Source organism: Nocardioides flavus (ex Wang et al. 2016) (genome assembly GCF_014653115.1).
In the GTDB taxonomy this organism is placed as follows: Bacteria; Actinomycetota; Actinomycetes; order Propionibacteriales; family Nocardioidaceae; genus Nocardioides; species Nocardioides flavus.
The window spans coordinates 784,994-811,189 of sequence record NZ_BNAD01000001.1; the positions used below are offsets into that span (position 1 = coordinate 784,994).

Genomic DNA, 26,196 nt, shown 5'->3' on the forward strand with positions numbered 1-26,196 from the left:
GGCTAGGCTCGCGCGGGTGACGACCTGGTTCGAGTCCCCCGGCGACGCGTCGGCGCGGTTGCGCGCGGCGGGCTACCTCACCGACGACGCGACGGCGCTCACGGCGTACCTCGCGGGCGCGCTGGAGAAGCCGCTGCTCATCGAGGGGCCGGCCGGCGTCGGCAAGACCGAGCTGGCCAAGGCGGTGGCGCGCGCGACGGGCGCCGAGCTGGTGCGGCTGCAGTGCTACGAAGGCCTCGACGAGGCGCGGGCGCTCTACGAGTGGAACTACAAGAAGCAGCTGCTCCGCATCCAGGCGTCGCAGGGTGACGCGGCCTGGAGCGAGGTGCACGACGACATCTTCACCGAGGAGTTCCTGCTCACCCGGCCGCTGCTGAGCGCCATCCGCCGCGACGAGCCGACGGTCCTGCTCATCGACGAGGTCGACAAGACCGACGTCGAGGTCGAGGGACTGCTGCTCGAGGTGCTGAGCGACTTCCAGGTCACCATCCCCGAGCTCGGCACGGTCAGCGCCACGCGACGTCCCTTCGTCGTGCTCACCTCCAATGCCAGCCGCGAGCTCTCGGAGGCGGTGAAGCGGCGGTGCCTCTTCCTGCACCTCGGCTATCCCGACGCCGAGCGCGAGCGGGCGATCGTGGCCGGCCAGGTGCCCGGCATCGACGACCGGGTCGTCGCGCAGCTCGTCGACGTCGTGGTGCGCCTGCGCGAGCTCGAGCTCAAGAAGGCGCCCTCGATCGCGGAGTCGGTCGACTGGGCCCGGACCCTGGTCGCCCTGCAGGTCGGCGACCTCGACGAGGCCACCGTCGCGCGCACGCTCGGGGTGGTGCTCAAGCACGCGTCCGACCAGCAGCGCGCGGCGAGGGAGCTCAAGCTGGCGACGGGCTGACCTCGATGAGCCTGCTCGACACCCACATCGGCTTCGTCGAGGCGCTGCGCTCCGCCGGGCTGCCGGTCTCGCTCGCCGAGGGTCTCGACGCCATCAGTGCGCTCGAGCGGGTGCGCTGGCACGACCGGGAGACCGTACGCGCCGCGTACGCCGCGACGCTGGTGAAGCGGCAGCCGCAGCGGGTCACCTTCGACGCCGTGTTCGACATCTGGTTCCCGAGGCTCGTCGGCAGTGGGGTCGCCGGCGACGGGCTCGAGCCGGTCGCCGGCCCCCAGGACACCGGGGCTGCGCTCGAGCGCTTCCGCGAGGCGCTCGCCGAGGCCCTGGCCTCGGGTGACGCGCAGGCGCTGCAGGACCTCGCGGTCGAGGCCGTGGCCCGGTTCGGCGCGATGCCCGGGCGCGGGCCCGGACTCTCGAGCTGGTCGGCGTACACGTCGCTGCAGCGGGTCGCGCCGTCGGAGCTGGTGGAGGGCCTCGTCCGCGGCCTGCTGGCCGGTGGGATGGACCCCGAGCAGGCAGAGCGGGTCGCAGGGCGACGCGTCGGGGAGTTCACGCGGCTGGTCGAGGGGGACGCGCGCCGGCGGATCGCGGAGGAGAAGGGTGCTGAGCACGTCGTGGGGGCGACCGTGCGCCCGACCATCGACCGGCTCGACTTCACCGCGGCACGACGCAGCGACCTCGAGGAGATGCGTCGCGAGATCTATCCCCTCGCGCGCCGGCTCGCCGCCCGGCTCACCAAGGAGCAGCACGCGCGGCGCCGCGGCCCGCTCGACGTACGCCGCACCGTCCGTGCCTCGATCGCGACCGGAGGGGTGCCGCTGGAGACGCACCACCGTCCGAAGCGACCGCACCGCACTGACCTGGTGGTGCTGTGCGACGTCAGCGGGTCGGTGGCCAGCTTCGCGCAGTTCACCCTGCTCCTCGTCTTCGCCCTGCGCGAGGCGTTCGGCAACGTGCGCGCCTTCACGTTCGTCGACGACGTGGTCGAGGTGAGCGACACCTTCCGGCCCGGGGCCGACGTCGTGGAGGTGATGGAGTCACTGGCCGCGAGCGCCTCGCAGGCTGCCCTGTGGGGCCGGACCAACTACGGACGGGCGCTGACCCGCTTCGCCGAGGAGCACGGTGACGCGATCGGACCGCGGTCGTCGCTGCTCGTGCTGGGCGACGGCCGGTCCAACTACAGCGACCTCGCCCTCCCCGTCCTCGCCGACCTCGCCGGCCGCGCGCGGCACGCCTGGTGGCTCAACCCCGAGCACCGGCGGCACTGGGGCACCGGCGACAGCGCCGCCGACCGGTACGGCGAGGTGGTGCCGATGGTGGAGTGCCGCAACCTCGCCCAGCTCGGCGAGTTCGTGCACGAGGTCGTCCGGCCTCACCCGACGAGGTAGCCGAGCTCCTGCATCCGGGCGATCTCGGCGCGCAGCTCGGGGTGCTCCGCGCTGTCGGCGGCCTGCGCCCCGGCGACGTAGAGCGGCATGCCCTGCTGGCCGCCGCCGTCGAAGACCACCGTGAGCCGGTTGGTCGTACGAGCGTTGATCAGCGAGCCCAGCAGCGCGACCGGGTCGGAGCGATCCTCCAGGGACAGCACGCGGGTGGCTTCCGGGATCCGCGGGACCTGGGCCGACGGGGCGCCCGCCGTCACGACCTGGTCGATCACGAAGCGCTCCGACGAGGCCGTCGCGGCGATCTCGGCGGCGATCGTGCCTCCGGCCGCCGAGCCGACGAGCATCACCCGGGCGTCGTCATCGGTCACGGCCTGCTCGATCGCGCGCACGACGTGCCCGGCCGAGGTGGTCGGGTCGGCGCCCACGAGGCGCAGCCGTCCCGGCTCGTGGACGAGGGTGCCGGGCAGGTAGGCGATGTAGCGGCCGGCGCCGACCCGCTGGACGCTGATGCGGCGGTCCTCGGCGAGCAAGTTGGCCATCAGCTCCTCGAGGGAGCGCGGGGCGGCGCCGCTGAGGGTGCCGACCTCCGCCTCGGGCTCGGGTGCCTCGACGAAGGAGCCGGCGGAGTCCCGGAAGGCGGAGACGGCGTCGGTGCCGAAGGGCTCCACGCCGATCGCCCGCAGCCCTCCGCGTGCGGCGAGCGCGCCCTGGTCGGTGGCCAGGACACCCGCGGTGAGCAGCGAGCGCATGTGGAGGCCGTCGAGCAGCCCGCCCCCGCCGGAGAGGTGGTCCATCAGGTCGGGGTTGTTCTCGGCGAGCTCGCTGAGGTAGGCGGTGACGCCGTCCCGGTCCAGCGTGTCGGTCTCGATGAGGCCGGCGCTGACGATCGCCCCGCCGAGCGCGACCTCGGGAGCGAGGTAGCCGATGGCGCGTCCGGCGATGGAGCCGAGGGTCCTGTAGGCGGCGTCCTGGAGCTCGTCGATCCACCGGTAGGTCAGCACGGTCGCCCGGACGACGAGGGCGTCCGCGTCGAGCTCGACCGACCGCGTGAGCAGGCCGTGCTTGCCGGTCGTCGCCGCGCGGATGTCCTCCTCGGCCTGGCCCCAGGTGGCCTTCGACAGCTCGCCGGTGTCGACGACGTCGTCGTCGCCGAGGATCTCCGCGCCCAGGCGGGCACGGGTGCGCATCTCGTTGCCCGAGGAGTCGAACAGGTCGGCCAGCGCCAGCATCTGGTCGTACTTGTCGGCGACGGTCGCGGACGCCTCCGCCGGCGCGTCGGCACGGTGGGTGCGGGGGATGTCGAGGTCGCTCATCACGGCTCCTCTCGTACGGTGACCTGGGCCAGGACGGGGGCGAGCTCCGTGGGCAGGTCGGCGGGGTCCACCCGCAGGACGGCGACGCGCGCACCGTCGTCGTGGCGCGGGGTCAGGGAGTGCCAGCCGTCCTTGAGCAGGACCCACGACACCACGCCCACCGACGTGGTGGCGCGCTCGGAGACCTCGGCGGCGAGGATCCGCAGGCGGCCCTGGCCCTCGGCGTGCAGTGCCGACACGACGGCGGCCGCCTCGGCGTCGCCGAGCGCTGCACCGTCGGCGACGACGGTGCCCCCCGACTGCCCGACGAGCACCGGCACGAGGTCGGAGCGTCCCGAGCGCATCGCCTCGCCCACGGCGTCGGCCAGCGCATAGGGGACGTCGAGGACCTCGGGCACCTGCGAGGCGCCGAGCGGCAGGTCCTCCGGTGGGGCGGTGACCCGTGCCAGCTCGGCGGTCCACTGGTCCACGGGGAACCAGGCCAGCTCGAAGACGATGCCGTCGCAGGTGGACAGGCTCGCGACGGCCCCGCCGGACTGGCGGTGCCAGGCCTTGACCTGGGCAGAGCCCGCGGCGACGTCGATGTCGAGCGCGAGGCGGGGCGTCGCCAGCAGGCCGACCGCGCCCACGACGCCCGGGTCGGCGCCGTCGTCGGTCAGCAGGCCACGGCGCCGGAGGGTCTCGTGCGGGTCGTGCAGCGTACGGAGGGCCTCGACGTAGGCGGAGTCCTCGGCCGTCCCGCGGTCCTCGCCGAGGCGGCCGGACAGCGAGTCGGCACGGACGGCCTCGTCGGCGTCCGGCACGACGTCGAAGGGCAGTGGGGCGCCGCCGGCGAGCTCGGCGACGAGGCGCAGCTCGGGCAGCGTCAACGCCAGCCGCCGGGCGATCCCGTCGAGGAGGCTCGTGGGCCGCGCGGGCGGTGTGGTCAGGTCGATGGTCACCATGTCAGAGCCCCGGGAGCGTCACGGTCAGCCAGTCCTGATGACCGGCGGGCGGAGGGTCGAAGGCCAGGAGTGCTGCGTCGGTGGCGTCCGGCTGGGCGGGCGTGCCGTCCGGGCCGACGGCCCTGGCCGCGCGCGTACGGGCGTCCTCGACGAGGGTCGCGGCCTTGTGGGCGCGGGTGTCGATCGCCTCCTTGAGCGTGTCGACCTCCTGCAGGTGGCGGGCCAGCGAGTCGGCGGCGGTCTCGTGGTGGGCCGCGGCGGCGCGCAGGTGGTCCGCGCGCTCCTTGATCCGCTCGCGCATCGCGTCGGCCGCCTTGCCGTGCCAGGGCACGGCCTCGGCCTGCGCGACGAGGCGGGCGGCGAGGGCGCGGACGTCGCCGCCCTGCTCCCGCAGCTGCGCGACGCGCTTGCGGCCCGCGGCGGTGTCGCCGTACATCGATCACACCCTTTCGTCCGGTGGTGCCTACCCGGGGAGCACGCCCGTCAAACGTCCTCCGGGCGTCACGATTGTGCCGCAGCCGGGCAGGTGTCCCACCGCCGCCGACGACCGGTGCGCGGACCCTCCCGGCCGATAGGATCGTCACCGGTCCCGACCCGCGAGCGACACGAGGTGCAGATGACGTTCGACGTCCACCAGCTCGACGTGTTCGTGCTGGTCGGGGCGGTCGTGACGCTGGCGGCGATCCTGGCCGTCCGGGTGTCGGCGGGCGTCGGCCTGCCGTCGCTGCTGTTCTACCTCTTCATCGGTGTCCTGCTCGGGGAGGGCGGCCCGTTCGGCATCCAGTTCGACGACGCGCAGCTCGCACACGCGCTCGGCTTCGCCGCGCTGGCGATCATCCTCGCCGAGGGCGGACTGACCACCGACTGGCGGCAGATGCGCCCCAGCGTCCGGCTGGGCACGTCGCTGGCCACCGTCGGGGTGGCGGTCTCGGTCGCGGTGGTCGCCGTCGGTGCCCACTTCCTGCTGGGCCTGCCGTGGGAGCTCGCGATCCTGCTCGGCGCGATCTGCTCACCGACCGACGCCGCGGCCGTGTTCTCGGTGCTGCGCGCACTGCCGCTGCCCAAGCGCCTCACCGGCGCCCTCGAGGCCGAGTCCGGCCTGAACGACGCCCCGACGGTCGTCCTGGTCGGCATCATCTCCACCGGTGCGGTCGGGGAGTCGGGACTGCTCGAGACCGGCGGCATCATCGTCTTCGAGCTGATCGCCGGAGGCCTGGTCGGTGCCGCCTGCGGTGTCGCGGGCGCCTGGGTCATGCGCCGCGTGGCGCTGCCGTCCTCGGGCCTCTACCCGCTCGCGGTGCTGTGCCTGGCGTTCACCGCGTACGGCGCCTCGTCGGCCCTGCACGCCTCCGGGTTCGCCGCGATCTACGTCGCCGCGCTCATCCTCGGCAACAGCGAGCTGCCGCACCGCGTGGCGACCCGCTCGTTCGCGGAGGGGGTCGCCTGGCTCGCCCAGATCGGGCTGTTCGTGATGCTCGGGCTGCTCCTGTCGCCGGGCCGGATCGACCTCGACACCGTCGTGCAGGCGCTGGTGACCGGCCTCGTCCTCACCCTCGTCGCGCGGCCCCTGTCGGTGCTGGTCAGCAGCGTCGTCCAGCCGATGGGGCCGCGCGACCTCGCCTTCATCTCGTGGGCCGGGCTCCGCGGTGCGGTGCCGATCGTGCTGGCCACGATCCCGCTGTCGGAGGGGGTGGCGGGTGCCGACCAGATCTTCGACATCGTGTTCGTGATGGTCGTCGTCTACACCCTGTTGACCGGTCCGATGCTGCCGTGGGTGGCCCGGCAGCTCGGGGTGGCGCGCCGCTCGGAGCCGCGCGGGCTGGACGTGGAGGCGGCGCCGCTCGACAGGGTCGCCGCCGACCTGCTGCAGGTCACGATCGCGTCGACGTCGAAGATGCACGGCGTCGAGGTCGGTGAGCTGCGGCTGCCCCCGGGGGCGTCCGTCTCGCTGGTGATCAGGTCCGGGGACGTGCTCGTCCCGGAGCGTCGTACGGTCCTGCGCCACGGGGACGACCTCGTGGTCGTCACCCCGCGCAAGCTGCGCGAGGCCACCGAGACCAGGCTGCGGCAGGTCTCCGAGAACGGACGCCTGGCCCTGTGGCTCGGCGACCCCTCGCGCCGCGAGAAGGACTAGCGCCGCGAGGGCGCCCGGCTCACTCCGAGCCGGTGGCCCGGCAGTAGGTCGCGTCGGCCTTGGCGACCACGGACTCGACCTGCTTGTTGCGCAGGCCCTGGAACCTCTCGCCGAGCACCACCACCACGCCCGGCCCGAGGGCGTCCCCCTGCACGACGGTGGCGTTCCGGAACTGTCGCTTCACGAGCACGACGGCGGGGTTCCTCGGCTCGGCGGACCAGATCTGGGTCGTGTCAGCCGGGAGGGGCGAGTCGCCGACATCGCCCTCGACGAAGCCCCGCTCGCCGAGCTGGGCGCTCGTCGCGCCGGCGAGACCGCTGCGTCCGCTGCCGTTGAAGACGCTGACCACGACCTGGTCGCGACGCACCTCCGAGCCGGCCGTGACCGTCTCGTCCTCGCAGATCGCCACGGGCTCCTCGCGCGGCAGCGGCTCGGTCAGCGCCGCCCAGCCCCACACCGCCGCGACGAGCACCAGCACGGTGAGGCCGGTGAGCGTCAGGGCGGACTTGAGGGCACCGCTCATCAGGCGTCCGCCTGGTGCACCCGCGCATGGAGCACGCTCCGCTGCTGGAGGGCGGCGCGCAGCGCCCGGTGCAGGCCGTCCTCGAGGTAGAGGTCGCCCTGCCACTGCACGACGTGGGCGAACAGGTCGCCGTAGAACGTCGAGTCCTCGTCGAGGAGGGTGTCGAGGCGCAGGGTGTCCTTGGTGGTCACCAGCTCGTCGAGCCGCACCTGGCGCGGGGGCAGGTCGGCCCAGCCGCGCGAGTCCAGCCCGTGGTCGGGGTAGGGCCGGCTGTCGCCCACCCGCTTGAAGATCACGCCGGTGACTATATCGACGCCCTCGTCGCCCCCCACGACCCCGCGTCCCCCGCCGCTAGGCTCGCGACATGAGCGAGACCCCTAAGGCCCAGCAGCCCCCGGCGACCGACCCCGTCTCGGAGGCCGTCGCCCCGGGCTACCGCTTCGAGGGCCCGGCCCTCGAGCTCGGCGGCCTGATGCTCGACGCGGACAACCTCGCCGACGTGCCGATCCGGATCCCGCTCGGGATGCTGAACCGCCACGGTCTCGTGGCCGGCGCGACCGGCACGGGCAAGACCAAGACCCTCCAGCTGCTCGCCGAGCAGCTCAGCGCCCACGGCGTGCCGGTCTTCGCCGCCGACATCAAGGGCGACCTGTCGGGGCTCAGCGTGCCCGGCGAGCCCAGCGACAAGCTGACCGCGCGTACGGAGAGCGTCGGCCAGCAGTGGACCGCGACCGGCTTCCCGACGGAGTTCTACGCCATCGGCGGCCAGGGCATCGGTGTGCCGGTCCGCGTCACGATGAGCGCCTTCGGCCCGACCCTGCTGGCCAAGGTCCTCGACCTCAACGACACCCAGGAGTCCTCGCTGGGCCTGGTCTTCTACTACTGCGACAAGCAGGGCCTGCCGCTGCTCGACCTCGCCGACCTGCGCGCCGTCCTGCAGTACCTCACCGGCGACGAGGCCGGGAAGGCCGAGCTCAAGACCATCGGCGGCCTGTCGCCCCAGACGGCCGGCGTGATCCTGCGCGAGCTGGTCGCCTTCGAGGCGCAGGGGGCCGACGTCTTCTTCGGCGAGCCGGAGTTCGAGACCAAGGAGTTCCTGCGCACCACCGAGGACGGCCGCGGCATCATCAGCCTGCTCGAGCTGCCCCGCCTCCAGGACCGGCCCGCGCTGTTCTCCACCTTCCTCATGTGGCTGCTCGCCGACCTCTTCCACGACCTGCCCGAGGAGGGCGACCTCGACAAGCCCAAGCTGGTGTTCTTCTTCGACGAGGCACACCTGCTCTTCGACGACGCCTCCGACGCCTTCCTCGACCAGATCGCCCAGACCGTACGGCTCATCCGGTCCAAGGGCGTCGGCGTGTTCTTCGTGACCCAGTCGCCGACCGACGTGCCCGACGAGGTGCTCGCGCAGCTCGGCTCGCGCGTCCAGCACCAGCTCCGCGCCCACACGCCCAACGACGCCAAGGCGCTCAAGGCCACCGTCAACACCTACCCCACCAGTGCGTACGACGACCTCGGCGCCGTCATCACCTCCCTCGGCATCGGCGAGGCCGTCGTCACCGTCATGAACGAGCGCGGCGCGCCGACCCCGGTCGCCTGGACGCGCCTGCGGGCCCCGGAGTCGTTGATGGACGCCGCCGACACCGCCGCGATGGAGGCCGCCGTCGCCGCCTCGCCGCTCACCGCGAAGTACGCCGAGGCCATCGACCGCGAGTCCGCCCGCGAGCTCCTCGCCGCCAAGCTCGAGGAGGGCGCGCGCAAGGCCGCCGAGGACGCTCGCGTCAAGGAGATGGCGCGCGAGCAGAAGAACGCCCGCGTCACCGAGAAGTCCGCACGGCGGCCGGCGAAGGAGCAGGACTCCATGATGGAGACCGTCGTGAAGTCGCCGGTCTTCAAGGACTTCATGCGCACCGCCGCCCGGGAGATCGCCCGGGGGATGTTCGGGAGCGGCCGCCGCTGACCGGTGTCGTCGCGACCACCGGTGAACCGGTGGTTCTCGCACTTCCAGCCCGTTGCAACGGGCGAGAAGTGCGAGGAAAGGACTGCCGGACGACGCGCGAGCGCGCTGCCCGTCACATGGTCGGGTCGAGCCACGCCAGCTGGGCGGTCTGGGTGCCGCCGTCGCGGGTGACCACGCGGGCGCGGCCCTCGGGCGCGGGCTGCGGGCGGAGGTTGCCGATGAGGATGCCCTCGTCGCGCGGCCCGGACAGCATCACGCCGGGCATCGCGAGGTCGCGCAGCGACTGGATGACAGGCTCGTAGAGCGCACGGGACGCACCACCCGTACGCCGCGCCACGACCACGTGCAGTCCGACGTCGCGCGCCTGCGCCATGAGCGGCTGCAGGGACGAGACGGGGGAGGACTGCGCGGTGGCGACCAGGTCGTAGTCGTCGACCACGACGAACACCTCGGCGCCGGTCCACCACGACCGGTTGCGCAGCTGCTCGGGCGTGACGTCGGGGCCGGGGATGCGCCCCTCGAGGTAGCTCGCGATGTCCTTCAGCGTCGGCGTCGCCTGCGTGGCGGAGGTGAGGTAGTTGAGCAGGTACTCGTCGGGCACCTCGCCGAGCATCGAGCGGCGGTAGTCCACGAGCACGATCTGCGCCTCCTTGGGCGTGCGCGTGCGCATGATCTCGTGGACGTACGCCCGCAGCAGGGCGCTCTTGCCGGACTGGCCATCGCCGAAGACGAGCATGTGCGGCTCGGCGTCGACGTCGAGGGCGACGGGTGCGAGCTCCTTCTCGTTGATGCCGAGCAGGATGTGCTTGGCCGGCACCTGGCGGCGCACCGCGTCCTCGCGGACCGCCTCGAGGGTGACCATCTCGGGCAGCAGGCGGAGCTTGGGACCGCGCGGTCCCTTCCACGCCGCCGCCATGCGGTCGATCAGGTCGTCGACGCCGTCGCCGAGGGTGTCGGCGCTGCCGTCGCCGTCGATGCGCGGCAGCGCGCCGAGGAAGTGCAGCTTGGACGGCACCAGGCCGCGGCCCGGTCGGCCGGTCGGCACGAGGGCCGCCACCTTGCGGTCGACCTCCGAGTCCAGCGGGTCACCGAGGCGCAGCTCGAGCTTGGAGCCGAAGACGTCGCGCATGGCGGCGCGGAAGTCGGCCCAGCGGGTCGAGGCGGTGACGATGTGGAGGCCGAAGGTCAGGCCGCGCGCGGCAAGCTGCTGGATCTCCATCTCGAGGTCGTCGAACTCGGCGCGCAGGGTGCTCCAGCCGTCGATGACGAGGAACACGTCGCCCCAGCCGTCGTCCGCGCGCCCCTGCGCACGCCGGGAGCGGTAGGTCTCGATGGAGTCGATCCCGTTCTGGCGGAAGTAGGCCTCGCGGCGGTCGACGATGCCCTCGACCTCGGCCATCACGCGGCGCACCACGTCGGGCTCGGAGCGGGTGGCGACGCCGGACACGTGCGGCAGCCGGGTGAGCGGGGCGAACGTGCCGCCGCCGAAGTCGAGGACGAAGAACTGCGACTCCAGCGGTGTCGTGACCAGCGCCATGCTGGTCACGATGCTGCGCAGCAGGGTGCTCTTGCCCGAGCGCGGCCCGCCGACGACGGCGACGTGGCCGGCCGCGCCGGTGAGGTTGAGCGTCATGGTGTCGCGGCGCTGCTCGCGCGGGCGGTCGACGGTGCCGAGCGGGATCACCAGGCCGGGCACGTTGCGCCACTGCGGCGAGGTCAGGCCCAGGTCGGGGCTCTCGACCAGGTCGGGCATCAGCTCGTCGAGGGTGTCGGGCACGTCGAGCGGCGGCAGCCACACCTGGTGCGCCTCCGGTCCCTTGCCGATCATCCGCTGCACGGCGACGTCGAGCAGCGACGGCTGCTCGCCCTGCTGCCGCGGCTGCGGCGTCGCGACCTCGGCGACCTCCTCGGTCGGCTCGAGCGCCTGCACCTCGGAGATGGTGAACGGCAGGATGCCGCGGATCGCGCCGCCCTCGTCGCGGGTGACGCGCGTACGGCTCGACGGCGGCCCGGAGACGTACGCCGCCTTGAAGCGCAGCAGCGTGGACTGGTCGGGCTTGAGGTAGCCCAGGCCAGGCACGGCGGGCAGCTCGTAGGCGTCGGGGACGCCGAGCACCGCGCGGGACTCGCCCGCGGAGAACGTCCTCAGGCCGACGCGGTAGGACAGGTGGGACTCCAGGCCGCGCAGGCGACCCTCCTCCAGGCGCTGCGAGGCGAGCAGCAGGTGCAGGCCGAGCGAGCGGCCCAGACGGCCGATGGCGACGAAGAGGTCGATGAACTCGGGCTTGGCCGAGAGCATCTCGGAGAACTCGTCGACCACGATGAACAGCGACGGCATCGGTTCGAGCGGCTCGCCATTGGCGCGCGCCTTCTCGTAGTCGCGGACCGAGGCGTAGTTGCCGGCGTCGCGCAGCAGCTCCTGGCGGCGCGTCATCTCACCCGACAGGGCGTCCTGCATGCGGTCGACGAGGGTGAGCTCGTTGGCCAGGTTGGTGATGACGGCCGAGACGTGCGGCATGTCGGCCATGCCGGCGAAGGTGGCGCCGCCCTTGAAGTCGACGAGGACGAGGTTGAGCTGCTCGGAGGAGTGCGTCATCACCAGGCCGAGCACCAGCGTGCGGAGGAACTCCGACTTGCCCGAGCCGGTCGCGCCGATCACCAGGCCGTGGGGTCCCATGCCCTGCTGGGCGGACTCCTTGATGTCGAGGTGGATCAGGCCGCCGGAGTCGCCGATGCCGATCGGTACGCGCAGCCGGTCGCGCGCCGGGCGAGGCCGCCAGGCGGCCGCCGGGTCGTAGGCGAAGATGTCGCCGAGGCCGAGCAGGTCCATGTGGTCGGGGGTCGTCGAGGTGATGTCGACGGCGCCGCCGGCGGAGGAGGCCTCGGCGCTGGCGGTCTTGAGCGGCGCCATGCGACGGGCGAACGCCTCGGCGGTGGCGAGGTCGCACTGGTCGGCCAGCGCCTTCACCGGCTCGCCGCGCAGCCGCAGCGCCTGGACGGGGCGCTTGCCCAGCTCGTCGGGGGCGTCGGCGAACTCCAGGCGCAGGCGTGTGGAGTCCTCGAGCTCGTCCCAGCGGCTCGGCAGGTCGAGCAGCGTCACGCCGTGGAGGCCGTCGGGCGGGACGATGTGGTTGCCCGGCGGCAGGTGGCCACCGTCGATGACGAGCAGGATGTGCGGGGTCGCCGCGCGCTCGTCGGCGCCGAACCGGGGGCGGTCGCTGAGGTCGGGCGGGAGCAGGTTGCCGAGGTCGTCGAGCGACGTCGAGACGAGCCGCATCGGACCCACGGCGTCGGCCTCCCGGGTGCTCTGGGCGTGCGGCAGCCACTTGACCCAGTCCCAGTGGGTGAGGTTCTGCTCGGAGCTCAGCACGGCGACGATGAGCTGGTCGGGATTGTGGAAGGCCGTCGCCGAGCAGATCATCGCGCGTGCCGTCGAGCGGACCTCCTCGTCGTCGCCGCACAGCTCGATGCGGTCGAAGGCACGCAGGTCGATCGAGGCAGGCAGGTTGGGCTGCAGGCGGTGCACGACGAGCAGCCGGTGCAGCGCGGAGGCAGCAGCCGGGTCGACCTGGTCGACCGGCGCGCTCTCCGGCGGCACCAGCTCGAGCGAGAGGGGCTGCGAGCACAGGCCGTAGCGCACGTGCAGGAAGTTGGCGTCCGAGGCGGTGTGCTCCCACAGTCGGGTGCGCTCCTCGGCCAGCGACGGCAGGGCGGCCGGCTCGGGGTGGTGCCAGTTCAGCGCCCGGCGCTGCTGGTCGGCTGCCTCGCGGGCGACCTTGCGGATGTTGCTGAGGTAGCGCAGGTACTCCGTCCGCGAGCCGGTCACCTGCTGCGCGCGCTGCTTACGCTGGCGATCGATCTGGACGATGATGAAGCCGAGCGTGGCGAAGAGGAACATGCCGGCCGCGAGGAAGCTGCGGCTGCGGTTGGCGCCGCCCATCGTCGCGACGAGCACGATCGAGCCCAGGCTGCCGAGCATCGGGATGGCGTTCATCAGCACGCCGCCGGCTCCCTCGCCCTCCTGGATCTCGGGCGGTGGCTGCAGGACGATCTGGCCACTGGGCATCTCCGGCTCGTCCAGCCGCTGTCCGCCCCGCAGTGTCGTGCTCACGCGTCCCCCGTTGCCTCACCCGATCAGGTCGCGACGATGATAGGTGTGCTCCTGCAGCGCCGCGACTATCGTGCTCGCTGAGAGCGCCCGCCCGATGCACGCGAAGGGGGAACACGTGTCGGACGTCGCGATGTCCAGCAGTGCTGGCGCGACCATCGCCCTGAGCATCCACGGTCCTGCCGGGGTGCTCGACCTCGTCGTGCCCTCGGGTGCGACTCCTGTCGACGTCGCGCGCGAGTACGCCGCCCAGGCCGCCGAGATGGGAGGAGTGCCCGGCATCCCCCTGCTGCAGACCGCGCTCGGCGAGCGGCTCAACGCGGCCGTCCCGCTCGGCGAGGCGGGCGTGCAGGCCGGCGACGTGCTCGTCGCGACGACCGGCGTGCACCGGCCCCGCAAGGTGACGCTCCTCGAGTCCGCCAAGAACGCGCCCGAGAGCCCCGCCCTCGCGTCGCTCGTCGCCACGGTCGCCGGGCTGGTCGCCGCGCTCGCCGGCTGGTACGGCGGGCGGGCCGGCGACGAGGCCGTACGTACGGCGACGGTCGGGCTGCTGCTGGCCTGCGCCCTCGTCGCGGTGCTGCCCCTCGGACGCCACGCGCGCCAGCGAGCCGCCGCCGGCCCCGCCTTCGCGGCGGCCGCTGCCTTCGCAGCCCTGTACGAACCCGGTGTCCACCTGCTCCCCGCGATCCTCGGTGCGGCCGGCATGTCCGCGGCCGTCGTCGCCGGCATCGGACGCGCGCTCGCCGTGACCGCCGACGAGGTGAGCACGGTGTGGATCGTCGGCGGGCTCACCGTCTTCGCCTGCTGCGCGCTGCCCGCCATGCTCGGCTGGGACGCCCGGGTCGCCTGGACCCTGCTCGTGTTCGGGTCGATGATGACGGCCCGCTTCGCGCCGTCGCTCGCCGTCGACGTGCCCGACGACGCGCTGCTCGACCTCGATCGGCTCGCCGTCACCGCCTGGTCCGCGCGCGACAGCCAGCGGTCGGGGCGACGGGGCCGGATCGTGGTCTCCGCGACCGCCATGGAGCGGCTCGTACGCCGGGCCTCCCGCGTCGTCACGGCTGCGGCCGCCGCGATCCTGGTGACGACGGCGGTCGCCACCCCGCTCCTGCTGCACAGCGCGAGCATCGACCTCGACCGGATCGGCGCCCGTTGCCTGGTGTTCTTCGCGGGCTGCTCACTGCTGCTGGCGGCCCGGTCCTACCGCCACGCGGTGGCGCGGGCGCTGCTGCGCCTGGCCGGGCTCGCGGCGCTGGCGGCGCTCGCCCTCCACCTCGTCGCGGGGCCGGGTGCCGGGCACGTCGACACGTTCTTCTACGTCGTGGTCGCCCTCGGCGTCGTCGCACTGGTCGCCGCCGTCGCCACGGGGCGCGGCTGGCGCTCGGTGTGGTGGTCGCGCCGGGCCGAGGTCGCGGAGTCGCTGTGCGGCAGCCTCGCCTTCGCCGCGGCTGTCGTCGCGGCCGGCGTCTTCCGCCGCCTGTGGGAAATGACGTCGTGATGTTTAGCCCCGATCCCGTCGGGTAGATGCCCGTCAGCGCGGGGGGCCGGGACGTCTCCCCGAGCACCGGACCACCGGTCCGGTGGACCACCACCACACGAGAATCTCGGTCGGCTCGTCCGCCGAGGGAGAAGGATCTTTCCAAATGAGCGAGATGTACGGCCAGACAGAGAAGGCCCTCTCCAAGGGCGCCGACTTCGTGGACCAGGCCCGCGCCGACGTCAAGAACAAGTGCGGCATCCTCTCCACCAACATCCAGACGATGATGGGCGGATGGGGCGGCCAGGGCGCCACCGCGTTCAACAACCTGATGATTGCCTGGGACCAGAAGCAGGAGACGATCCTCAAGGCCCTGGACCAGCTCTCGGCCTCGATGAAGGAGACGGAGCGCGACAACGTCGCGACCGACGAGTCGCAGTCCGCCACCCACGCCAACCTCCAGGGCCGCCTCGGCTGACGCCGGGCCCCATCTGAGATCTAGGAGATCGAGACATGACTTTCGACGGAATCAAGGTCCAGCACGGCAGCCTCGAGGCCGGTGCGGCCGACGTGATGAAGGCCGCCAAGGACATCGAGGCCCGCCTCGACCAGCTCGAGACCGACCTCGGCCCCCTCCGGTCGGACTGGAACGGTAACGCCAAGATGGCGTACGACCAGGCCAAGGCCAAGTGGGACCAGGCCATGCAGGAGATGACCCTGCTGCTGCAGCAGGCGAGCCAGGGCGTCGACGCGTCCAACGCCGAGTACAAGGCGGCCGACGCCCGCGGTGCCAACCGCTTCTGACGCACGCCCGACGCGTACGAGGCCGGTCGTCCCCGTGGGGATGGCCGGCCTCGCGGCATCCCGGGAGCCGCTCTCGCCTAGGCTGCTCCCCGTTCAGTGCCCAGGCCCCTCGGGCGGGCGCAGGTGCAGCACACACAGGGGGAGACACCAATGAGTCAGGGGTCCTCGGTCGCCTCGGGACTGGTCCGGGTGACCATCGCCTCGGGATCGCGCCGCGTCGATCTGGTGTTGCCCGGCTCGATCCCGGTCGCCGAGCTCGTCCCCGAGCTCGCCCGCTCGGTCGGGCTGCTCGACGCCTCGACCGTCTACGGCGGCTACCGCCTGGTGACGCAGGAGGGTCGGATCCTCGCCAACGACGCGGGCCTGACCATGCAGGGGATCGAGGACGGCGGCCTGCTGACCGTCACCGCGGGCGTCGACGAGCAGGCGCCCCGCGTCTACGACGACGTGGTCGAGGCGATGGCCGACGTCGTGGAGAACGAGCTCAGGCCGTGGGAGGCCTCGGCCGGACGGCGTACGGCCCTCGGCGCGGGCAGCATCCTGCTCGGCCTCGGCGCGCTGGCCCTCCTGCTCCAGGGCGAGAGCCTGCTCGGCGGGGTGGTCGCCGCGGTGGTCGCCGTGCTGCTGGTCGTGGGCGGCATCGTCCTCGCCCGCGCCCAGGGCGAGCCCGAGGCGGGGGTCGCGGTCTCGCTGCTCGCCGCGGTCTACGCGGGCGTCGCCGGGCTGCTGCTGGCCCCTGGTGTCCTGCCGGACTGGGTCTGGCCCCTGGACGAGGCGTTCTTCGCCGATCCGCTCCTCCTCGCCGGCCTCGGCGTCCTCGCGATCGGCCTGGTCGCCGTCGTGGGCCTCCGCGAGGGGCGACCGCTCGTCATCCCCGCGATCGTCGTGGGCGCGGTGGTGCTCGCCAGCTCGGTGCTGATCCGGGTCGCTTCGCTGGAGCCGGGCACCGTCTTCACCGTGCTGCTGACCCTCGTGGTCCTGGCCGGGAGCATCTTCCCGTGGTTGGCCCTCGGCGTCACCGGGACCAACGTCGACCAGCTCTACTCCCTGCACGACATCACCGCCGACCCCGACGAGATCGACCCCGCCGAGGTGGCCGACGACGCCCGTACGGGTCACGAGATCCTCCTCGCTGTCTCGGCCACCGTCGGCACGCTGCTGGTCCTCCTCGCGCCCTTCGCGGTCGCTCGCGGCGTCTACGGCACGGTGCTCGCCGCCGTCTGCTGCCTGGCCGTCATGTTCCGCACCCGCCAGTACCGCACCGGCGCCGAGGTGCTCGCCGGACTCGTCTCCGGCATCCTCGGCCTGGTCTCGGTGGCGCTGTCGATGCTGCTCATCCACGACGGGTGGCGCGCGGGCGCTGCGATCGGCCTGGCCGCCATCGGCGCGGTGCTGCTCTCGCTGACCCTCGTCCCGGCCTCGGCGTCCGTACGGCGCGGCCGGATCGGCGACATCGTCGAGACGATGACGTTGCTCGCGCTGCTGCCGCTGATGGTGCTCGCGGCCGGGTTCGTCTCCGCCGTGGCGGGCTGATCCGTGGCCACCAAGAAGGACCTCGTCGAGGCCCACGCGTTCAGCCGGCGGCGTCTGGTCACCGCGTTCGTCTCGGGTGCGCCGGGCGGTCGTGAGGTGGAGCCCGTACGACCCGGGCGGGTGCTCATCGGCGGCGTCGCCCTGTCGGTGCTGCTGCTCGCTGGCGCCGCGATCGCGGGATTCCTCCTCGGCCGCCCCCCGGCCCAGTGGCTGGACGCGGGCAGCTTCGTCATCTCCAAGGACACCGGCGAGCAGTACGTCGTGCTGCGCGGGGGCGACGACCCGTTGCTCCAGCGGGTGCCCAACTACGTCTCCGCCCAGCTCCTGCTCGGTGAGGACGAGCTGACCCCCTACACCGTCCGAGACAAGTACATCCGCACCGTGCAGCTCGGCGAGGACCTCGGCATCGAGGGCGCGCCGGCCGGACTGCCGGCCGCCGACGAGCTCGTCGACGACGGGTGGACGGCCTGCACCGCGGACGGTCACGGCATCAAGGTCGCGGTCCAGCAGGACCCCACGGTCGAGGACCTCACGGCCTCGGCCTTCCTGGTCTCCAGCGGAGGTCGGCAGTGGTTGATCGCGACCGCCCCGGCCGTGGGCGACCGGGAGGGCACCGCCTACCGCATCCCGATGCCCGCCGACGAGACCCAGGCGTCCACGGTGGCCGACCGGCTCGGCTTCGGCGCGACCGCGACCCCGGTCGACGAGGAGTGGCTCGACCTCTTCCGGGTCGCCGAGCCGCTTGAGCAGGACTCCTTCGGCGTCACCCGGCCCGGCGAGCGCGTGCCCTACGGCGACACCGGCACCGACCTGTCGCGCTACCGCATCGGCGACCTGCTGCGATCCAGCGAGGGCACCTACTACCTCCTCGGCGACGACAAGCCCGAGCGGCTCAACGACTTCGCGGCCATGGTCTACGACGTCGTCGGCCGCTCGGCGACCGAGATCCCCGACCGGCTCTACGCCTCGTTCGGCGACCCCAAGATCCCCGCGGAGTGGCCCGCCGGGCTTCCCCGGGCCGTCGGCAGCGGGGCGATGTGCGCCGAGCTGCACCCCGAGCCCGGTGCAGCACCGACCGTCAGCCTCGCCACCAACCCGACGGGCGCCGCCGACCCGGTCGAGGCGGAGGTGCGTCCGGGGCGTCACGCGGTGGACGTCGAGCCCAGCGCCGGGGCGTACGTCCTGTCCGGCTCGGAGGAGTCCACCGACAGCGGCACCCCCTACGTCATCGACACCAAGGGCCAGAAGTACCGCCTGGTCGGCTCCGAGGTGCCCGACTACATCGGCTACGGCTCCGTGGAGCCGGCGGTCGTCCCGAGCTCGTGGTTGCGGTTCTTCGAGCCGGGCGTCGTGCTCTCGACCAACCGGGCGAGGCGGGTCCCCGACGACGCACCGCCGGCCGAGGACGCCTCGGCGGACGCCGGCTGATGGCCCGCTCGCTCGTGCGTACGTCGCTGGCCGGCGGCCTGCTCGCCGCGTCGGTGGTGCCACTCGGGGCGGTGCCGGCGGCGGCCGACCACCCCGCCCCGTGCCTGACCAGCGAGGTCCCGGACTCCGAGCGTCTCGCCGACACCCACACCCGCGACAACGCCGCCTTCGACCGCATGCACGTCGAACGGGCGCAGGAGCTCGCCACCGGGCGGGGCGTGAAGGTCGCGGTGATCGACAGCGGCGTGGTCGGCGGGGAGGACCTCGCCGTCGCCGGCCGCACGGCGATCCCGGGGGTCGCGCCGGCCACCTACCAGTCCGGGCACGGCACGATCGTCGCCCACCTCATCGCCGGGCCACGCGGCGTCGCGCCCGACGCCGAGGTCTTCGACGTCAAGGTCTACGACGCCGACGACGCCGACACCACCCAGGGCGAGCGACCGCTGACCTCGGCCGGAATCGTGGCGGGGATCGAGGCCGTGATCGACGCCCAGCCGCAGCAGCGGGTCGACATCGTCAACATCTCCCTCGCCGTGACCACGCCCGATCCCGCGCTCGAGGCCGCGGTCGCCCGGCTGGTCGCGCTGGACGTGGTGGTCGTGGCGGCGGCCGGCAACGTCGACCCCGCCACCGGTTCCGACCCCGGGTTCGAGGGCACCCCGGACAGCGACGCCGACGTCTTCCCCGCCGACCACCCCGGAGTGCTCGCGGTCAGCGCGACCCCGCCGGGCGACGAGAACCCCGGCACGTACGTCGTGCCCAACCGCGACACCGACGTGGCGGCACCGACCCTGGGCGCGATCTCCGCCAACGCCACCGGTCAGGTGTGCGTCGTCGAGGAGGTCGCGACGTCCTGGGCGGCAGCCGAGGTCAGCGGCATCATGGCGCTGCTGCGCCAGCGGTTCCCGCGCGACACCCCGGCGCAGCTCGTCGCGCGGCTCGAGGCGACGACGGAGGGAGCCGGCGTGAGCGGCGACGCTGTCGACGACCCGTGGTCGGGGGCCGGCGTCGTCCAGGCGCGCGACGCCCTCACCCGCGAGGTCGAGGTGCGACGCAAGGGCAAGGTGGAGACGACCCTGCCGGAGGTGCGCGCGGATGCGCAGGCCCCGCCCGCGCCGCAGCGCGTCGACCTGTTCAGCACCCCGCGGGCGATCCTGCTGTGGTCCGGCCTGGGCGCCGGGGCACTGCTGGCGCTCGCGGTGATGCTGCGACCGTTGCTGCGCCGTACGTGACCCCACCTGTCTGGTCCGTTGGGCCGACGTCGGTGGGTGCCGCGTGGTGGAATGTGTCATGACCGACACCTCTGACGAGCCGATCGCCGTCATCCTGGCCGGAGGACAGGGGTCGCGGCTGTGGCCGATCAGCCGTGATCGCGCGCCCAAGCAGTTCCAGCCCGTGGTCCGTGACCGGCCGCTGTTGACCGGCACGATCGAACGGCTCAGCGCGATCGTCGACCCGAGCCGGATCCACGTGTCGACACGGGCCCGCTTCGCCGATGCTGCGCGCGCCAACCTCGGCCCCGTGCCGGCGGACAACCTGATCCTCGAGGAGGACCCGGCCGGGCCCGCGACCGCCTTCGCGCTGAGCGTCGCCACGCTGTCGCACCGCTACGGCAACGCGCCTGCGCTGATCGCGCCGTCCGACCACCTCATCAACGAGGAGGAGGCGTTCAACACCGCCTCCCGCGACATGCTCGACCAGCTCGCACAGTCGCCCGAGTCGATGGTCGTCCTCGGTGCCGAGCCCACGCGGTACGACCCGAGCCTGGGCTACATCCACACCAAGGGCGGCGACGGCGCGGTGGAGGTCATCGAGTCCTTCCACGAGAAGCCCGACCTCGAGACGGTCGAGGAGCTCGGTGAGTCCGGCTCCCTCTACTGGAACACCGCCTGCTACGGCGTACGGGTGGGGCGGGCGTGCGACGCCTACCGGACGGCGCTGCCGCTGATCTTCGACTCCATCGAGCGCTTCGCCCGCGGGGGCGGCACGTCCGAGCAGGGCTACCGCGGCGCCACCATCGGCGGGCACGAGATCTATCCCCTCATGTGGGCGGGGATGGAGTGCCTGGTCGTGCCGCGCCGGCTGGGGTGGACCGACGTCGGCACCTGGACCCGGCTGGAGCGGGTGCTGCACGACCAGCGGGTCACCTCCATCGGCCCTGCGCTCCAGCTCGACGCCGAGGACACGCTGGTCGCCAGCATGGACGGGCGCCCCGTCGTCACGCTGGGCGCGAGGGGCTTGATCATCGTCACGCACGAGGACGCGGTCTACGTGCTGGACAAGGAGAAGGCGCTGGACACCGGGACCCTGGACCGCCTCCGTTCGCTCCTGGCCGCCAGCACGCGCGAAGATCTCCTCTGAAGCGCGTCACCGCCCCGGCCTCACCGTCGAAGGAACACATGTCCCACGAGAACAGCCAGCACGTCGTCGTCGTCGGCACCAAGCCCGACATCATCAAGCAGGCGCCGATCTACCACGAGCTGCGCGAGCGCGGCCACGACGTCGTGCTGTGCCACACCGGCCAGCACTACGACCACAACCTGTCGCAGTCGATGCTCGACGAGTTCGGGGTCCAGGAGGACATCAACCTCGAGGTGCGCGGCGGCGTGAACGACCTCGTCTCGGGCATCACGGCCAAGCTCGCCCAGTACCTCCGGGGCTTCGCCGAGCGCGGCGGCTTCCCGATCACCTACGTCCACGGCGACACCACCACGGCGATGGCCGGCGCCCTCGCGACGTTCGGCGAGCGCCAGGCCCTGGTCCACGTCGAGGCGGGCCTGCGTACGCTCTCGCCGCGCCCGGAGGTGCTGCGAGGGTGGATCGAGCAAGGGGCCGATCTCGACTGGGCCTCGTTCCGCGAGCAGTCGCGCGACCGCGCCAGCTGGTCGAGGGGCAGCCGCGAGCCCTCGCCCGAGCAGTTCAACACCCGTGTCGCCGACGCCGGGTCCGACCTGCACGCAGCGCCGGTCGAGCTCAACCGCGAGTTCCTGCTCGACGAGGGGTTCGCCCCGGCGGCGATCGACGTCGTCGGCAACTCCGTCGTGGACGCGCTCGAGCAGGCCATCGCCGGCAGCGACAAGAACCAGGTGCTGGAACGGTTCCCGCAGATGGGCGACGGCTCGTTCCTGCGCTTCTGCGTGCACCGCCGCGAGAACACGACCAACCGCGAGCGGTTCAACCTGCTCATGGACGCCATGGAGTCCCTGCTGGAGCAGGGACACCACGTGCTGTTCATCCGGCTGCTCGGCACCGAGTCGGCCATCGACACCTTCGGTCGCCGCCAGTGGCTCGAGGACCTCGAGGCCAGGTACGGCGACGCGCTGATCTCGACGCCGGTCTGGGACAGCTACCTCGACGTGGTCGCCGCGATGTCGATGTGCGCCGTCATCGTCACCGACTCCGGCTCGATCGTGGAGGAGGCCAACGTCCTGGAGGTGCCGTGCGTGACCCTGCGCTTCGGCTCCGACCGCTCGGAGACCTTCCTCGCCGGCAGCAACTTCCTGGCCCCGCCCATCGACAAGGACCTGATGACGAGCGTCATCCACCACGTCTTCGAGCACCGCGCCGAGCTGTCGTGGGAGCGCGTCTACCCCGAGAAGGCCTCCGCGATGCTCGTCGACGCCGTCGAGCGACGACTGGACGAGGGCAGCCTGCTGATCTCCGAGGAGTGGCGCTACGGGCTCACGGCGAGGAAGCGCTGACGCCATGACCATCGTCCTCGGGATCGAGACGTCCTGCGACGAGACCGGCGTCGGGCTGGTCCGCGACGGCGTCCTGCTCGGACAGGCGCTGGCCTCGAGCATGGAGGAGCACGTGCGCTTCGGCGGCGTCGTGCCCGAGATCGCCGCACGTGCCCACGTCTACGCCATCGTCCCCACGATCCAGGCGGCGCTCGACGACGCCGGGCTGACGCTCCACGACGTCGGCGCCATCGCCGTGACCACCGGCCCCGGGCTGGCGACGGCCCTCCACGTCGGCGTCGCCGCCGCGAAGGCAATCGCCGCCGCGACCGGGCTGCCGCTCTACGGCGTGCACCACCTCGCCGGGCACGCGGCCGCGGACACGCTCGACCACGGCCCGCTGCCCGAGCGGAGCATCGGCCTGATCGTCTCCGGCGGCCACACCTCGCTGCTGCACGTGCGCGACCTGACCCGTACGCCGATCGAGCACCTGTCCGACACGCTCGACGACGCTGCGGGGGAGGCCTTCGACAAGGTGGCGCGCCTCCTGGGCCTGCCCTACCCGGGCGGTCCGGTGATCGACCGCGTCGCCGCGGGCGGGGACCCGACGGCCGTACGCTTCCCGCGGCCGCTGACCGGGCGTACGGACTCCCGGCTCGGGTTCTCCTTCTCCGGGCTCAAGACGGCCGTGGCGCGCTACGTCGAGCGCACCCCCGACCTCGACGTCGCCGACACGGCCGCCAGCTTCCAGGAGGCCGTCGCCGACGTGCTCACCAGCAAGGCGCTGCTGGCGTGTGCGGACCAGCGCGTCGACACCCTCGTGATCGTCGGCGGGGTCGCGGCCAACAGCCGGGTGCGGTCCCTGGCGCAGGAGCGCTGCGACGCGGCCGGCATCGAGCTGCGCGTGCCTCGCATGAGCCTGTGCACCGACAACGGCGCGATGATCGCCGCCATCGGCGACCTGCTCGTCCGTGACGGGGCGAAGCCGTCGAGCCTCGACGTGACCGTGCACCCGACGATCGAGCTGCAGACCGCCCAGCTGGTCTGAGCCGTACGAACGCCGAAGGACCCCGCACCTGCGAGGTGCGGGGCCTTCGTCAGCGGCGGAGGTAGGGGGATTCGAACCCCCGAGGGCTGTTAACCCAACCCGCTTTCCAAGCGAGCGCCATAGGCCACTAGGCGATACCTCCGCCGAGGAGAGTACCGGTCGGTCCGCCGGGCGGTGAAATCGACTGCCGCCGCTCGGTCGGCCCCGGGTTTGGGCGGCCGTCGCGGGCTCGCCTAGACTCCCCGGCAACCCCCCACGCGGCGTCACCTCGCCCAACTCCCCCAGGGCCGGAAGGCAGCAAGGGTAAGTGAGCTCTGACGGGTGCGTGGGGGGCCTCTTCGTGTCCGGACCCTGCGCGGTGGTCGCTGTGGGTGGGCACGGTTAGGGTTCACGACGTGGAGTCACCGCTCGCGCTCTATCGCCGCTACCGGCCCGAGACCTTCCAGGAGGTCATCGGGCAGGACCACGTGACCGAGCCGCTGCGGGCCGCGCTGGCGGCCAACCGGGTCAACCACGCCTACCTGTTCTCCGGGCCTCGCGGATGCGGCAAGACCACGTCCGCGCGGATCCTGGCCCGCGCGCTCAACTGCGCCCAGGCGCCGATCTCCGACCCCTGCGGGGAGTGCGACAGCTGCCGCGACCTCGCCCGCGGCGGGCCCGGGTCGATCGACGTCATCGAGATCGACGCGGCCTCGCACGGCGGTGTCGACGACGCCCGCGACCTGCGCGAGAAGGCGTTCTTCGCCCCGGTGCGCGACCGCTACAAGGTCTACATCATCGACGAGGCGCACATGGTCACCACGCAGGGCTTCAACGCCCTGCTCAAGCTGGTCGAGGAGCCCCCGCCCCACCTGCGGTTCATCTTCGCCACGACCGAGCCCGACAAGGTGCTGCCGACCATCCGCTCGCGCACCCACCACTACCCGTTCCGGCTGATCCCGCCGCGCCTGCTCAGCGACTACCTGACCCAGCTCGCCGGCGAGGAGGGCGTGGCGATCGAGCCCGCCGCCCTGCCCCTGGTCGTGCGGGCGGGTGCGGGCTCGGCCCGCGACACGCTGTCGGTGCTCGACCAGCTCCTCGGTGGCGCCGGCCCCGACGGCGTGACCCACAAGCTGGCGACCGACCTGCTGGGCTTCACCCCCGACTCGCTCCTCGACGAGGTGGTCGAGGCCTTCGCGACCCGCGACGGCGCCACCGTCTTCTCCGTCGTCGACAAGGTCGTCGAGACCGGCCAGGACCCGCGGCGCTTCACCGAGGACCTGCTGCGCAGGCTGCGCGACCTCGTCATCGTCACCGCTGTCCCCGACGCCCCGGCCACCGGCCTGATCGACGTCTCCGAGGACGCCGGCGAGCGGCTGGTGGCGCAGGCGGCGCGCTTCGGCGCGATCGAGCTGAGCCGCGCGGCCGACATCGTCGCCGCCGGACTCACCGAGATGCGTGGCGCGACGGCGCCGCGGCTGCTCCTCGAGCTGCTCTGCGCCCGGGTGCTGCTGCCCGGCGCCGACCACACCTCCGACGGGGTGATGGCGCGTCTGGAGCGTCTCGAGCGCCGGATGGACGTGACCGGCGCTCCGGCAGCCGCGCCGGCCGCGGTCCCGCCCCCTGCCGCCGCACCGCCTCCCGTGTCCGCGCCCGCGCCGGCGCCGGCCACGGCTCCGGTGCCCGCTCCGGCGGTGCGCGACGAACCCGCGCCCCCGCCGCCCGTGCCGGGCCCGGCCGCCGTGCAGGACGGCCCGCCGCCCCCGCCCCCGCCCCCGATGCCGACCACCACGCCCGAGCCGCCCGCCCACCAGCCGCCGCCCGTCGTGGCCGAGCCGGCGCCGGTCCCGGCGGCGTCGGCCGGACCCGACACCCCGGTCGCCGAGCAGCCCGCCGGGCCCCGGGGCGGGCTGAGCCTCGTCGACGTGCGCCGGCTGTGGCCCGACATCCTCGAGCAGACCAAGAACAGGCGCCGCCTGGCGTGGATGGTGCTGTCCCAGCACGCCCACGTGGTCGACGTCGACGGCGTGCGCCTGACCGTCGGGTTCGCGAACTCCGGTGCCCGCGACTCGTTCGTCAACGGTGGCTGCGACGAGATCCTGCGGCAGGCGGCCATCGACGTCGTCGGCATGGACTGGCGCGTCGAGTCGATCGTCGACCCGTCGGGCGCCGCCGCAGCAGCGCCCGTCGTACGACAGTCGTCCACCGAGGCACGGTCGGTGACCGCCCCGGAGGCCCACCAGCCGTCGTCGCAGGCGCCGGCCCAGGCAGTGGCCCCTGACGCCCCCGAGGCCCCACCGTCCTGGGTGACGGGTGACGCCGCACCGGCGGCCGGCCCGGCGGCGCCGGTTGCAGCCGCCCCCGCCCCGGCGGTGTCCGCGGCCCCTGCCCGCGAGGCCCTGGAGGCCGCGCGCGCCGGCGGCGGCCCGGCCCAGCCGGCCACCCCGGTCCGTTCGCCCGACGACGACGCCGACCCCGACGACCCCGACGCCGAGTCGGCGGCCCTCGACACCGAGTCCCTGCTCAGCCAGACCCTCGGGGCCAGGCTGATCGAGGAGATCCGCAACGACTGACCCGATGACCACCTCAACGACCTCGACGCGGGAGAACCCATGACGCAGAACCCCTTCGACGCCCTCGGCGGCGGCGGATTCGACATGAACGCGCTGCTCCAGCAGGCGCAGCAGATGCAGCAGCAGCTCGAGGAGGCGCAGGCCAACCTCGCCCAGCAGACCGTCGAGGGCACGGTGGCCGGCGGTGCCGTCACCGTGACCGCCAACGGTGTCGGCGAGCTGGTCGGCATCGCGATCCGTACGGGCGAGTTCGACGGCAGCGACCCCGACGACCTGTCGGACCTCTCCGACCTCATCGTCGCCGCCTACCGTGACGCCCGCGCCAAGTCCGAGGCGCTGGCGGGCGAGTCGCTCGGTCCGCTGACCGAAGGTCTCGGCGGAGGCGGCGGCATGCCCGGCCTCCCCGGCCTGGGCTGAGGCG

The 26,196-nt window shown here is 73.1% G+C and carries 21 protein-coding genes, 1 tRNA gene and 1 other RNA gene; 16 read left to right on the forward strand and 7 right to left on the reverse strand.

The window, feature by feature from the left end; all coding sequences use genetic code 11:
• Positions 1-16: 16 nt before the first annotated feature.
• Together IE200_RS03830 and IE200_RS03835 are read left to right on the forward strand one after the other, a co-directional pair.
• On the forward strand, positions 17-886 hold the full coding sequence (locus IE200_RS03830; protein WP_191277991.1) for an AAA family ATPase: 870 nt from the start codon (positions 17-19) through the stop codon (positions 884-886).
• A 5-nt stretch (positions 887-891) separates the two neighbouring features.
• Positions 892-2,274, forward strand: coding sequence for a vWA domain-containing protein (locus tag IE200_RS03835; RefSeq protein ID WP_191277992.1), 1,383 nt, complete (start codon positions 892-894; stop codon positions 2,272-2,274).
• Here IE200_RS03835 and IE200_RS03840 read toward each other — a convergent pair.
• Genes IE200_RS03840 through IE200_RS03850 form a run of 3 tightly spaced genes read right to left on the reverse strand, consistent with a single transcriptional unit; the run spans position 2,259 to position 4,964 of the window.
• Positions 2,259-3,584: a hypothetical protein gene (locus IE200_RS03840; RefSeq protein WP_191277993.1), complete on the reverse strand. Its 1,326-nt coding sequence runs from the start codon at positions 3,582-3,584 to the stop codon at positions 2,259-2,261. The genes IE200_RS03835 and IE200_RS03840 overlap by 16 nt on opposite strands.
• The gene (locus tag IE200_RS03845) at positions 3,584-4,528 is read right to left on the reverse strand and encodes a hypothetical protein (protein WP_191277994.1); all 945 of its coding nucleotides are present in this window, start codon (positions 4,526-4,528) and stop codon (positions 3,584-3,586) included. The genes IE200_RS03840 and IE200_RS03845 overlap by 1 nt, the downstream gene beginning before the upstream one ends.
• 1 nt (position 4,529) lies before the next feature.
• Complete coding sequence (locus tag IE200_RS03850) at positions 4,530-4,964, reverse strand: hypothetical protein (protein ID WP_191277995.1); 435 nt, start codon at positions 4,962-4,964, stop codon at positions 4,530-4,532.
• A 180-nt stretch (positions 4,965-5,144) separates the two neighbouring features.
• Here IE200_RS03850 and IE200_RS03855 point away from each other — a divergent pair, with 180 nt between their 5' ends.
• Positions 5,145-6,662, forward strand: a complete 1,518-nt coding sequence (locus IE200_RS03855) for a potassium/proton antiporter (protein ID WP_191277996.1) — start codon at positions 5,145-5,147, stop codon at positions 6,660-6,662.
• Positions 6,663-6,681: 19 nt separating this feature from the next.
• On the opposite strand, the gene IE200_RS03860 is transcribed toward IE200_RS03855, so the two are convergent.
• A complete protein-coding gene (locus tag IE200_RS03860; protein WP_191277997.1) occupies positions 6,682-7,185 on the reverse strand; it encodes a LytR C-terminal domain-containing protein in 504 nt (167 codons plus the stop codon).
• Complete coding sequence (locus tag IE200_RS03865) at positions 7,185-7,481, reverse strand: type II toxin-antitoxin system VapB family antitoxin (RefSeq protein WP_191277998.1); 297 nt, start codon at positions 7,479-7,481, stop codon at positions 7,185-7,187. Before IE200_RS03865 ends, IE200_RS03860 begins: the two co-directional genes overlap by 1 nt.
• Before the next feature lie 68 nt (positions 7,482-7,549).
• On the opposite strand from IE200_RS03865, the gene IE200_RS03870 reads away from it, so the two are divergent.
• Positions 7,550-9,145, forward strand: coding sequence for a helicase HerA-like domain-containing protein (locus tag IE200_RS03870; RefSeq protein ID WP_191277999.1), 1,596 nt, complete (start codon positions 7,550-7,552; stop codon positions 9,143-9,145).
• 112 nt (positions 9,146-9,257) lie between these two features.
• Here IE200_RS03870 and eccCa read toward each other — a convergent pair whose 3' ends face one another.
• Positions 9,258-13,256: a type VII secretion protein EccCa gene (gene eccCa, locus IE200_RS03875; RefSeq protein ID WP_229856057.1), complete on the reverse strand. Its 3,999-nt coding sequence runs from the start codon at positions 13,254-13,256 to the stop codon at positions 9,258-9,260.
• Positions 13,257-13,371: 115 nt separating this feature from the next.
• On the opposite strand from eccCa, the gene IE200_RS03880 reads away from it, so the two are divergent.
• The 9 genes from IE200_RS03880 (at position 13,372) to tsaD (ending at position 23,223) form a co-directional block, all read left to right on the forward strand.
• Positions 13,372-14,751, forward strand: coding sequence for a ubiquitin family protein (locus IE200_RS03880; RefSeq protein ID WP_191278000.1), 1,380 nt, complete (start codon positions 13,372-13,374; stop codon positions 14,749-14,751).
• A 145-nt stretch (positions 14,752-14,896) separates the two neighbouring features.
• Positions 14,897-15,208, forward strand: a complete 312-nt coding sequence (locus IE200_RS03885) for a WXG100 family type VII secretion target (RefSeq protein WP_191278001.1) — start codon at positions 14,897-14,899, stop codon at positions 15,206-15,208.
• A gap of 35 nt (positions 15,209-15,243) precedes the next feature.
• Positions 15,244-15,534 carry a WXG100 family type VII secretion target gene (locus tag IE200_RS03890; RefSeq protein WP_191278002.1) on the forward strand — a complete coding sequence of 97 codons (291 nt, stop codon included), beginning with the start codon at positions 15,244-15,246 and terminating at the stop codon, positions 15,532-15,534.
• 150 nt (positions 15,535-15,684) lie between these two features.
• Positions 15,685-17,067 carry a type VII secretion integral membrane protein EccD gene (gene eccD / locus IE200_RS03895; protein ID WP_191278003.1) on the forward strand — a complete coding sequence of 461 codons (1,383 nt, stop codon included), beginning with the start codon at positions 15,685-15,687 and terminating at the stop codon, positions 17,065-17,067.
• Between the two features lie 3 nt (positions 17,068-17,070).
• Complete coding sequence (locus IE200_RS03900; RefSeq protein WP_191278004.1) at positions 17,071-18,495, forward strand: type VII secretion protein EccB; 1,425 nt, start codon at positions 17,071-17,073, stop codon at positions 18,493-18,495.
• Positions 18,495-19,727: a S8 family serine peptidase gene (locus IE200_RS03905; protein ID WP_191278005.1), complete on the forward strand. Its 1,233-nt coding sequence runs from the start codon at positions 18,495-18,497 to the stop codon at positions 19,725-19,727. The genes IE200_RS03900 and IE200_RS03905 overlap by 1 nt, the downstream gene beginning before the upstream one ends.
• 58 nt (positions 19,728-19,785) lie before the next feature.
• Entirely contained in the window at positions 19,786-20,856 is a 1,071-nt protein-coding gene (locus IE200_RS03910) for a sugar phosphate nucleotidyltransferase (RefSeq protein WP_191278006.1), read from the forward strand.
• Between the two features lie 38 nt (positions 20,857-20,894).
• Positions 20,895-22,196 carry a UDP-N-acetyl glucosamine 2-epimerase gene (locus IE200_RS03915; RefSeq protein WP_191278007.1) on the forward strand — a complete coding sequence of 434 codons (1,302 nt, stop codon included), beginning with the start codon at positions 20,895-20,897 and terminating at the stop codon, positions 22,194-22,196.
• A gap of 4 nt (positions 22,197-22,200) precedes the next feature.
• The gene (gene tsaD, locus IE200_RS03920) at positions 22,201-23,223 is read left to right on the forward strand and encodes a tRNA (adenosine(37)-N6)-threonylcarbamoyltransferase complex transferase subunit TsaD (RefSeq protein ID WP_191278008.1); all 1,023 of its coding nucleotides are present in this window, start codon (positions 22,201-22,203) and stop codon (positions 23,221-23,223) included.
• Between the two features lie 56 nt (positions 23,224-23,279).
• Here the strand turns inward: tsaD and IE200_RS03925 are convergent.
• Positions 23,280-23,365, reverse strand: a tRNA-Ser gene (locus IE200_RS03925).
• A gap of 105 nt (positions 23,366-23,470) precedes the next feature.
• On the opposite strand from IE200_RS03925, the gene ffs reads away from it, so the two are divergent.
• The 3 genes from ffs to IE200_RS03940 all read left to right on the forward strand — a co-directional run bounded on the left by ffs (position 23,471) and on the right by IE200_RS03940 (position 26,192).
• Positions 23,471-23,561: signal recognition particle sRNA small type (ffs, locus tag IE200_RS03930), an RNA gene on the forward strand.
• Positions 23,562-23,618: 57 nt separating this feature from the next.
• Positions 23,619-25,775, forward strand: a complete 2,157-nt coding sequence (locus IE200_RS03935) for a DNA polymerase III subunit gamma and tau (protein WP_191278009.1) — start codon at positions 23,619-23,621, stop codon at positions 25,773-25,775.
• 39 nt (positions 25,776-25,814) lie between these two features.
• On the forward strand, positions 25,815-26,192 hold the full coding sequence (locus IE200_RS03940) for a YbaB/EbfC family nucleoid-associated protein (protein WP_191278010.1): 378 nt from the start codon (positions 25,815-25,817) through the stop codon (positions 26,190-26,192).
• The last annotated feature ends 4 nt before the right edge of the window (positions 26,193-26,196 follow it).

What these genes read in the sequence shown, in the direction of transcription:
- IE200_RS03860 (WP_191277997.1), bottom strand. Translation starts at nt 7,185, where the DNA reads ATGAGCGGTGCCCTCAAGTCCGCCCTGACGCTCACCGGCCTCACCGTG.
- IE200_RS03845 (WP_191277994.1), bottom strand. Translation starts at nt 4,528, where the DNA reads ATGGTGACCATCGACCTGACCACACCGCCCGCGCGGCCCACGAGCCTC.
- IE200_RS03855 (WP_191277996.1), top strand. Translation starts at nt 5,145, where the DNA reads ATGACGTTCGACGTCCACCAGCTCGACGTGTTCGTGCTGGTCGGGGCG.
- IE200_RS03915 (WP_191278007.1), top strand. Translation starts at nt 20,895, where the DNA reads ATGTCCCACGAGAACAGCCAGCACGTCGTCGTCGTCGGCACCAAGCCC.
- eccD (WP_191278003.1), top strand. Translation starts at nt 15,685, where the DNA reads ATGAGTCAGGGGTCCTCGGTCGCCTCGGGACTGGTCCGGGTGACCATC.
- IE200_RS03940 (WP_191278010.1), top strand. Translation starts at nt 25,815, where the DNA reads ATGACGCAGAACCCCTTCGACGCCCTCGGCGGCGGCGGATTCGACATG.
- IE200_RS03840 (WP_191277993.1), bottom strand. Translation starts at nt 3,584, where the DNA reads ATGAGCGACCTCGACATCCCCCGCACCCACCGTGCCGACGCGCCGGCG.
- IE200_RS03910 (WP_191278006.1), top strand. Translation starts at nt 19,786, where the DNA reads ATGACCGACACCTCTGACGAGCCGATCGCCGTCATCCTGGCCGGAGGA.
- IE200_RS03905 (WP_191278005.1), top strand. Translation starts at nt 18,495, where the DNA reads ATGGCCCGCTCGCTCGTGCGTACGTCGCTGGCCGGCGGCCTGCTCGCC.
- IE200_RS03870 (WP_191277999.1), top strand. Translation starts at nt 7,550, where the DNA reads ATGAGCGAGACCCCTAAGGCCCAGCAGCCCCCGGCGACCGACCCCGTC.
- IE200_RS03835 (WP_191277992.1), top strand. Translation starts at nt 892, where the DNA reads ATGAGCCTGCTCGACACCCACATCGGCTTCGTCGAGGCGCTGCGCTCC.
- IE200_RS03850 (WP_191277995.1), bottom strand. Translation starts at nt 4,964, where the DNA reads ATGTACGGCGACACCGCCGCGGGCCGCAAGCGCGTCGCGCAGCTGCGG.
- IE200_RS03885 (WP_191278001.1), top strand. Translation starts at nt 14,897, where the DNA reads ATGAGCGAGATGTACGGCCAGACAGAGAAGGCCCTCTCCAAGGGCGCC.
- IE200_RS03890 (WP_191278002.1), top strand. Translation starts at nt 15,244, where the DNA reads ATGACTTTCGACGGAATCAAGGTCCAGCACGGCAGCCTCGAGGCCGGT.
- tsaD (WP_191278008.1), top strand. Translation starts at nt 22,201, where the DNA reads ATGACCATCGTCCTCGGGATCGAGACGTCCTGCGACGAGACCGGCGTC.